Origin of the sequence: Sphingobium aquiterrae (genome assembly GCF_037154135.1) — a bacterium.
GTDB lineage: Bacteria > Pseudomonadota > Alphaproteobacteria > Sphingomonadales > Sphingomonadaceae > Sphingobium > Sphingobium aquiterrae.
Window position 1 is genome coordinate 1 of record NZ_JBANFL010000041.1, and the last position, 8,963, is coordinate 8,963.

Annotated in this window: 6 protein-coding genes and 1 pseudogene; 6 read left to right on the top strand and 1 reads right to left on the bottom strand. The window is 62.1% G+C overall.

Going from position 1 to position 8,963, the window contains the following annotated elements:
* Positions 1-298: 298 nt before the first annotated feature.
* Positions 299-1,558, bottom strand: a complete 1,260-nt coding sequence (locus WFP78_RS22995; protein ID WP_336966820.1) for an MFS transporter — start codon at positions 1,556-1,558, stop codon at positions 299-301.
* 110 nt (positions 1,559-1,668) lie between these two features.
* Here WFP78_RS22995 and WFP78_RS23000 point away from each other — a divergent pair, with 110 nt between their 5' ends.
* The 6 genes and pseudogenes from WFP78_RS23000 (at position 1,669) to WFP78_RS23025 (ending at position 8,889) form a co-directional block, all read left to right on the top strand.
* Entirely contained in the window at positions 1,669-2,868 is a 1,200-nt protein-coding gene (locus WFP78_RS23000) for a TetR/AcrR family transcriptional regulator (RefSeq protein WP_336966821.1), read from the top strand.
* A 97-nt stretch (positions 2,869-2,965) separates the two neighbouring features.
* Complete coding sequence (locus WFP78_RS23005; protein ID WP_336966822.1) at positions 2,966-5,251, top strand: TonB-dependent receptor; 2,286 nt, start codon at positions 2,966-2,968, stop codon at positions 5,249-5,251.
* 22 nt (positions 5,252-5,273) lie between these two features.
* Entirely contained in the window at positions 5,274-6,491 is a 1,218-nt protein-coding gene (locus WFP78_RS23010) for a Ca2+-dependent phosphoinositide-specific phospholipase C (RefSeq protein WP_336966824.1), read from the top strand.
* 74 nt (positions 6,492-6,565) lie between these two features.
* Positions 6,566-6,949 (top strand): annotated as a pseudogene (locus tag WFP78_RS23015) (family 1 glycosylhydrolase); the annotation flags it as partial.
* A gap of 65 nt (positions 6,950-7,014) precedes the next feature.
* A complete protein-coding gene (locus tag WFP78_RS23020) occupies positions 7,015-7,857 on the top strand; it encodes a family 1 glycosylhydrolase (protein ID WP_336966826.1) in 843 nt (280 codons plus the stop codon).
* Between the two features lie 91 nt (positions 7,858-7,948).
* Positions 7,949-8,889 (top strand): IS630 family transposase gene (locus WFP78_RS23025; RefSeq protein ID WP_336966828.1). Its coding sequence is split into 2 segments (ribosomal slippage): positions 7,949-8,399 and positions 8,399-8,889, totalling 942 coding nucleotides; the frame shifts between segments, so codons are not numbered across the junction.
* Positions 8,890-8,963 lie beyond the last annotated feature (74 nt).

The window sequence follows — 8,963 nt, forward strand, 5'->3', positions numbered from 1 at the left end:
GACAACCTGATTCAACCGACCGGCAGATAGCTCTTTCCTGATGACGGCATAACTCTGAATTTGTCCACGCTGCCTAGCGTACTGTAGCGTAGTAGCCATGGCGGTCTTGGTGCGCCGCACTGGATAAAAGCGATAACTATGTGACGCTGTGCATACTACGCTAGGGCCGCCTCATGCCGCATTCGTCCGCCGGATGCCGCCTGCACATGCTACCGCGTACCGCTCCACGCGTCGAATAGTGCCGAAGCAGACACTTCATCGGCTGGCCCAAAAAATGCGGGGACAGCGTGCGCTTTCCTTAAGCCCGCCAAAATCTGCCGAACATCCATTTGGCCCCGCCGTTCCAGCCCGGCCAACCCATCAGGGCGCTTATCAGGCACAGGGCGGCGACGAGCACAACCAACGGCCACAGCGATTGTTCGGTCAGAGCACCGGCCTGCTGGCTAAGCCAAGCGCCCGTCAGCAGACCCGAAAACCCCAGACCGATCTTCGACATGGCAGTGAACCAGCCATAGCTGCGCGCGGCCATCGCCTGATTTCCTTCCAGCCCAAGACGTGACAGAAGCTCGGAGAAGGCGGACCAGGCAAGCAATCCGACACCCCCAATGGACATGCCCAGTGCCGACAGGACGACAATCGTGCTCACTGTCCCTTGCCCGATCGCTATCGGCAGCGCCAGCACCGCAACAGCGTTGGCGGCATAAGCGCAACTGAGTGCAGCAGGCGAACCAATGCGGGTGGCCAAGGGCGACCAAAATCCAATCGCGGCCAACCGGAGGACGCTCAGTAACAACAAGGCATAGTCCAGCAGCCAGGAATGGAGCGCGTCGGCGTGGAGCACCGCCTTGCCCATCGAGGCAAGCGCAGCGAAGCCCAGCATCTGGACGAAACAAAAGGCAGCCAGAGCACGGCGCGGGCGTTTTCCGAACGCCACCGTCCCGCCCTGAGGAAGGGTGATATCGCCTTGGCGCGCCGTTCGCACAAGCCAGGGCAGCGGAGCTAACAGGATGCATGCGATCATCGCGATCGCCACGAACATCGTCCGCGCCGCCGTGACTGCGACAGGACTCTGGCCTAACATGGGCAAAACGGCAGCAGCGACGACGATGGACGAGGCCGAGCCAAGGATCGCGCGCAATCGAGCGACGACCAGATGACCGTGCATGTTCGCTAGCGCCGCCGCCGTGGCATTGTGCGGCACATCCAGCAGCGAGAAGGTAGTCCGGAACAGAACCAGCGCGATAGTGGCCATGATCGCCGATCCGGCCGTCAGCCATGGCAGGATCGCGAACGACAGACATGCCAAAATGCTGGCAAGCGCACACAGACCGGGAAGCGCAGCCCGGATCATCGGCGTCCGTTCCAGCGTCCGCCCCCACAACCCATCGCCGATGGCGTTCCAGAATGAGGAGAGCACGAACAGGATGCCTGCCCAGAGCGGTGGAAGCTGGACGATCTTGATAAGAACGAAGAGGCTGAGGGCGTCCGTCCCCGCCCACAGCAGACTCTTGCCGCAATGCGTCATTCCGAACGCGATGAAGGGAATACGTCCGTGCATTACGGAAGGTCCGTATGGCATCGGCGTGACAGGCCGACGACACCCCGTTCGGGCAAGAGGCATCGCAACGTCGCTGGACTGTTCGGCAGCGAACGATATGCATGGAGTCCATGGCTTCCACTGACCGAACCACCATCCGCAACATTGAAGGCAATGTGGCGATTACAGATGCCGCACGGGCCGTCATCGCAGCGCGCGGCCTTTCCGGCATGAGCCTTCGGACCGTTGCCGAACATGCCGGTATTTCGGTCGGCTCCATCAGCTACCGGATCGGCGACCGTGCCGCACTGGTGGAGGCGATCGTAGATCGGGAAATCGCGATCATGGCGGGCGTCCGCCAGGACTGGCGCGAACGCATCGGCGGCCTCGATCCGGTCGCAGCAGGGATATTGCCCGAACTCATTTGCGCGTGGCTGGACATGGCGGCTGGCGAGAGGCGGACCTCGGCCATCGTAACCTGCGAACTCGCCCTGTTGGGCAGTCGCCATCCGCAGGTGCTCCCCCGTCTGGACGATCTGCTTGAAGAGGGGGAGAGGGTCTGGCGCGACGTGCTTTCCCGAACACCCGATGGCGAACGGCTGGCAAGGCTCGTCGCAGGCTATTGCCTCGACGAGCAACCTTTTTCGATCCTGCTGTCGGATAATATCGACTATCGGTTGTTACGCCATTCAACCGTGCGCGGCCTTTTGCGGAACAGCCTGCATGAGGCGAATCCGGCATGGGGAGACTGGCATATGGGCCTGGTTGATCGCCTGGCCGCGCCCGCCGCCGCAGCTCTCGGAAAGGCGGGAGATGTGCCCGAGGGAGCGAAGGCCGTGCTCGCTGAACATATTGCCGATGTCATCATCGCCCATGGCGTCGGCGCGCTTTCCCACCGCGTTGTCGCGCAGGCTTCAAGCATGGCGGCCTCCAGCATCGCCCACCACTATCCGACCCATCGTGATATCCTGTTCGCGGGCGTAGAGGCGATCTACCGGCGCATGCGTGCCGATCTGCGAGCGACAAATGCCAGCGCGCCGGGCGGAAACGAGATTGTGCTCCTGACCCATGAGAGCGCGCTGACGGCGCTCGGCAACCCGGCCTTCATCCCCTTTGCCGTCGATATGCGCCGACGGCGGGCGGAAAATGTGCATGTCCAAGTAGCGCAATGGCTCAACATTCCTCCCGGTTCCGATCGGGCGCGTGTTCAGGCGGTCATCATGGCGCTGATCGGCAATGGCCTTCGCAACAGCGCGGCCGGCAAAGTTCAGTCCGTCCTCCCCGACCTCGTCACGGAACTCGCTGTAAACAGTACGAATGTTTTTAATTAGCCAAAAAATGTATTTATTGGCCGTACAGCCGTCTTAAATCTGTCATCGCCAGCCCCTATTGCACGTCCCAACGGTTCAACGGGGCGGAGCAACACCGATGTCTGGTTTTAATCGAAAGCGCAGTTTCTACCTGTTTTCGACGATGCTGTTCGGGGCTTTGAGCCCTGTTTGCGGCGCAGTTGCACATGCACAGGAGGCGGCCGATGATTCGGATGGGCTTACCGAGATCGTGGTCACCGCCGAACGGCGTGCCGAGAGCAGTCAGAAGGTGCCGCTGGCTATCCAGTCCGTGGGTGGTGAGGCGCTGGCCAATACCGGCTACACCTCGGTCACGGACCTCCAATATGTCGTGCCTGGGCTTCAATATGACCCGACCCAGGGGGCGGCTTTCCAGATCCGCGGCGTCGGCAGCACCTCTTTCGACTTCTCCAATGCCAAATCGGTCAGTGTCGTCGTTGACGACGTCGTCATGGACGGCCAGCGCGCCAATGGCCTCACCGGGCTGGTCGATATTGACCGGGTCGATGTGCTCATGGGGCCGCAGGGCACGTTGTTCGGCAAGAACGCGACCTCGGGCGTCATTGCGGTCACGACAACCAAGCCGAAGATCGGTGACACCTCGGTAAAGGCGAGCGCAAGCTATGGCCAGCATAACGAGCGCATCCTGAACGCCACGGTGAATATCCCGCTGGGCGACATCGCCGCGCTGCGCATCTCCGGTTTTGACCAGGCTTTCGATGGCTTCGGTCGCAACGTGACGCTGAACCGTCGGGTCGGATCGCAGAATGAGTATGGCGGCCGTGCGAAGCTATACCTGAAGCCTTCCGACAGCTTCAACCTGACTTTGTCGGGCGACTACGCCTATCACTGGGATAGCAGCGTGCGTACACCGGTGTCGGGTCAGCCTGCCAACCTCACCGCAATCCTCAATGAACTGGGTGTCATTCCGGGGCCGGAGAGCGCCGACACCGCCGATTCTTCCTTTGGTGAGATCACCACAGAGGAATGGGGCACGTCGCTGCGCATCAATGCCAAGCTCGGCGCGCTCGACCTGACATCGACCACGGCCTACCGTCAGACCCGCTACGACAATTCAACGCCCGCCAGTCTCGTCCCGACCAACCGATACGCCTATATCCCGTTCAATATCGGCAATCTCGACACTGACAAGGTCAGCCAGGAAATCCACCTTGCGTCCCCGACCGGCGGCTTCTTCGAATGGCTTGCCGGCGGTTTCTACAACAATCTGCATGCCCGGCAGACGCAACTCCAATGGGCCACGCTCGGCGCACCCCTCTATGATGCCAATGGCGTGCCGCGGCCGGTGCTCTATGCGCTCTCCGGCGCCATCGGGGTCAATGCCAACACTTCGCTATTCGACGCGACGAACGAGACGATGGCCGCCTTCGGCCAGATCAAGTTCAACTTCACGCCGCGTCTCAGTCTGTCGCTGGGCGGTCGCTACACACATGACAATAATGCGCAGAGTCTGGACTTCATCACTGTCGATCCGGTCCCGGTCGCGGGCTATACGCCGATCTTCGTCGGGTCGAGCGCCGCGCCCGCCATCCCCTATGGCAAGGTCAAAGGCGACAACTTCTCCTATCGCATCGCCCCGCAATTCCAGGCCACACGTAACCTTATGTTATATGCGAGCTATTCGACGGGCTACAAGCCGGCGGGCATCGCCTTTGTCGGCAACAAATATGCGCCCTATCGCGACGAAACCGTCAAGGCGTGGGAAGCGGGCATCAAGTCCGAATGGTTCAACCATCGCCTGCGTGTGAACATCGACATTTTTCGGTCGGACTTCAAGGATTTCCAGGCAAGCATTCTGACCAACATCCCGGACGGCGGCGGCGGTTTCCTACAGGCGATCGTGATCGGCAATGCGGGCGGCCTGCGGACGCAGGGCGTCGAAGGCAATGTCGCGGTGCAGCCGATGCGGGGCCTCCAGTTCTCGGGCGCGCTCAGCTATACCGACGCCAAGTTCACCGACTATGTCTATAACGCCACCACCAACTATACCGGCTCGCGCCTGACCAACGCACCCGAATGGTCAGGCACGGCCGCCATCGACTATAGCCATGAATTCGGATCAGGCATGGGTCTGCGCGCGCATGCCGACTATGCCTATCGCAGCGAATATTGGACCGTTGTGGGCCAGCCCGCATATTCGAACGTACCGGGCTACGGGCTGGTCAATGGTCGGCTGGCCTTCTCGCTTCCTAACAAGAAGGTCGAGTTCGGGGTCTATGGCCGCAACCTCTTCGACAAATATTTTTCGACCGGCTGGCAGGTCTACGGCCCGCTAGGCTTGCTCCATTACACCTCGCCGAATGCCCGACGGACCGTCGGCGGCTTCGTCAACGTCAACTTCTGACCGCCGAGCCGGAGATACCAACATGAAGAAGCATATTGCCGGCGGTCTGGCTACCGTCGCGCTCCTCGCGGGCGTGGCGGCGGCGCAGGGGACAAAATCTGACGCCGCCGCATCCGACGCCTTGCCGATCAACGCGATCCAGGTGGTTGGGACGCACAATAGCTATGCCATGCCGGCCGACCCCCGCGTCATGGCGCTGATGACGCCGCGCCTGTCAATGCTGATGGCCGCCATGGGCGAAAAAATGCCGGCCGCCCAGCACGCAGCGATGGAAGACGAGCATCCCGGCGGCCTGACCGATATGGCGAACGGATTGGACTATGTGCAGATGCCTCTCCAGGCGCAACTGCGCAGCGGGGTGCGGAGCGTCGAGATCGACCTGCAGCCTGATCCGAAAGGTGGGGCCTATGCCGATCCGCTGCCCTATCGCCAGTTGCGCGAGCAGGGCGCGACCGACCTCGCACCGATCTATCGCGAGGAACTGGCCAAGCCCGGGTTGAAGGTCTTCCATATGGCCGACCTCGACTTTCGCAGCCAGTGCCCGACGTTCCGTTCTTGCCTGACGCTGTTCAAGCAATGGTCGGATTCTGAACCCCGTCATAGCCCGGTGTTCATCCTGCTGGAACCCAAGCTGGCGGGCCTCGAACGCGCAATCCCTGGCGCCACGGCAATCCCGCCTTTCGACCAGGCGGCATTTGACGAGGTGGACGAAAGCATCCGCAGCATATTGGGCCGCGACAAGGTCTTCACACCCGACGATCTGCGCGGCAATATGCCAACGCTGGAGGCGGCCGCGCTCGCCAAACGCTGGCCTACGGTGGCGAAGGCCCGGGGCAAGTTCCTGTTTCTGTTTCTGGTGCCGGGCATGAACTTTCCCGCCTTCGCGCCCTATCTCGACGGGCGTCCGTCGCTTCAGGGCCGCATGGCCTTCGTGCAGGGCAAGCCCGGCATGGCCCACACGGCATTCATGCTGTACGACAACGCCCTGACGCGCGGCGTCGAAATTCGCGATGCCGTCAAAAAGGGCTATCTCGTCCGTGCCCGCGCCGACATCGACACGGTCGATGCTCGGCAGGATGATGGCCGGCGCAGAGACGCCGCACTGGCAAGCGGGGCGCAAATCGTCTCGACCGACTATCTGACCGCGCCCAATATCTACGGCAATGGCTACCACCTCTCGCCCTTCGCCGATGGATGGCGGTGCAACGCGCTGGTCGCTAAATGCCCGGCGGCGAAATGACGACCGGCCCGTCGTCCCGTCGCGCGATGCTCGGCATCTGCGCGGCGGGCGCGGCCGCACCGGCTCTCGCCAATATGGGGCAGAAGCCATTCGGCGCTCCGGGCCGTTCATTCCCCAAAGGCTTTCTCTGGGGCGCGGCGACGGCCGGACATCAGGTCGAGGGCAATAATGTCGCGTCAGACATGTGGCTGCTCGAACATGTGAAGCCGACCTTCTTCGTCGAGCCCTCGGGCGACGCCTGCGATAGCCTGCATCGCTGGGCCGAGGATCTTGACCTGCTCAAGGCGCTCGGCCTCAATTCCTATCGCTTTTCGTTGGAGTGGTCGCGGATCGAACCCGAGCCCGGCCTGTTCTCCACGGCCTTGCTGGGCCACTATTCCCGCTTGATCGATGGCTGCCTGGAGCGCGGCCTCCAGCCGATCGTCACCTTCAGCCATTTCAGCGTACCGCGCTGGTTTGCCGCCAGGGGCCATTTTCAGGCAACCGACGGCGCGGACCTGTTCGCCCGTTTCTGCGACGCGCCATGCAGCATCTGGGCGACCGCATCGTCTATGCGGTCACGCTCAACGAGCCCAATGCCTCCGCGCTGCTGCGCTTCGTCTCCCTGCCATCGGCGTTCATGCCTGCGGTCCGTGCAATGCTGGCGGCCGCGGCCAGAGCGTCCGGCTCGCCCGTCTTCGCAAGCGCATTGTTCAGTGATCGGGACGTGACGCAAGAATTGGTCGCAGCGCATATCAAGGGCTTTCAGGCCATCAAGGCAATCCGGCCCGGCCTGCCCGTCGGGGTCGGCCTGGCGGTCGAGGACGATCAACTCATCGGCACGGACGACAGCTATCGGGCCTCCAAGCGGCAGGCCGTCTATCAGCCCTGGTTCGACGTGACGCGAACGCATGGCGACTTCATCGGTGTACAGAATTACACACGCCGGCTTTACGATGCCAATGGGTTGGTCCCGCCGTCTCCGGACGCACCTTTGGCCAGTGATGGTCGGGAAATCTACCCCGCTTCGCTGGGCAACAGCGTCCGCTACGCCCATGCGAACACAGGCAAGCCCGTGCTCATTACCGAGAATGGCGTTGCCGCCCATGACGATGCGGCGCGCGCACGCTATATTCTCGAAGCGTTGGGCGGTCTTCATAACGCGATAGTCGTTGGCGTGCCGGTGATCGGCTATGTCCACTGGTCGCTGCTCGACAATTTCGAATGGATCTCGGGCTATGCCCCACAGTTCGGGCTGGTGGCGGTGGACCGCAGCACGTTCCGGCGGTCGCCCAAGCTCAGCGCCCGGCAATATTCATCGATCGCCCGGAGCAATGCCCTCCCGCATGCGGTCCAAAAGACCAGAGGACTCAGGGCGATCCCTTAGAGCGGGATGACGTCAGGCTGAATCGAGAGGGATTTCCTTTCAGCTAATTTTGTGATTCAAGATGCTGGCTGGGGATTGGAGGCCAGCGAGCATGGCGAAACCCTATTCGATGGACCTGCGCGAGCGAGTTGTGAGGGCGGTGTTGGAGGAGGGCATGTCGTGCCATGCTTCGGCGGCACGCTTTGGCGTAGCGGCGAGTTCGGCGATCAAATGGGTGCGGCGTGTCCGCGAGACGGGCAGCGCGGCTCCCGGCCAGATGGGTGGTCACAAGCCCAACATTCTGTCCGGTCCCAATCGCGACTGGCTGCTGGAGCGTGCCGCCACAGACTTCACGCTACGCGGGCTGGTGGCAGAGCTGGCCGAACGCGGGGTGAAGGTTGATTATGTTCAGGTCTGGCGCTTTGTCCATGCCGAGGGGCTGAGCTTCAAAAAAAGCGTGCTACCCGCCGAACAGCTTCGGCCACAGGTCGCCCGGCGACGCGAGCAATGGAAGAAGTATCAGGGCCGGCTTGATCCGGCCCGTCTCGTCTTCATCGACGAAACTGGGCCAAGACCAACATGGCGCCGTTGCGCGGCTGGGCGCCGGTCGGTCAACGGCTCCATGCCAAGGTGCCCTATGGGCATTGGCGCACGATGACCTTCCTTGCCGCCCTCCGCTGCGATCGGATCGATGCCCCGTGCGTGCTCGACCAGCCGGTCAACGGCCAAAGCTTCACCAACTATGTCGAGCAGTTCCTCGTACCAACGCTCTCGCCGGGCGATGTCGTCATCATGGACAATCTGTCGAGCCACAAGCGACCCGCCATCCGCAAGGCGATCCGCAGCGTCGGTGCTCGCCTGCTGTTCCTGCCCCCGTACTCACCAGACCTCAACCCCATCGAGCAGGTATTTGCTAAGCTCAAGCATCTCATGCGCAAAGCCGCCGAGCGATCACATGAGGCAACCTGGCGGCGCATCGGCACCTTGCTCGATGCCTTCAGTCCCACCGAATGTCGCAATTACCTCCGCAACTCCGGATACGGATTAAGCTAAGGAGCCTCTGATTAGGCGGTTATTCCGGCGCGGGAAGGGGGCTGATAGGGGGTTTTGACTGCCAAGTCGGTTCC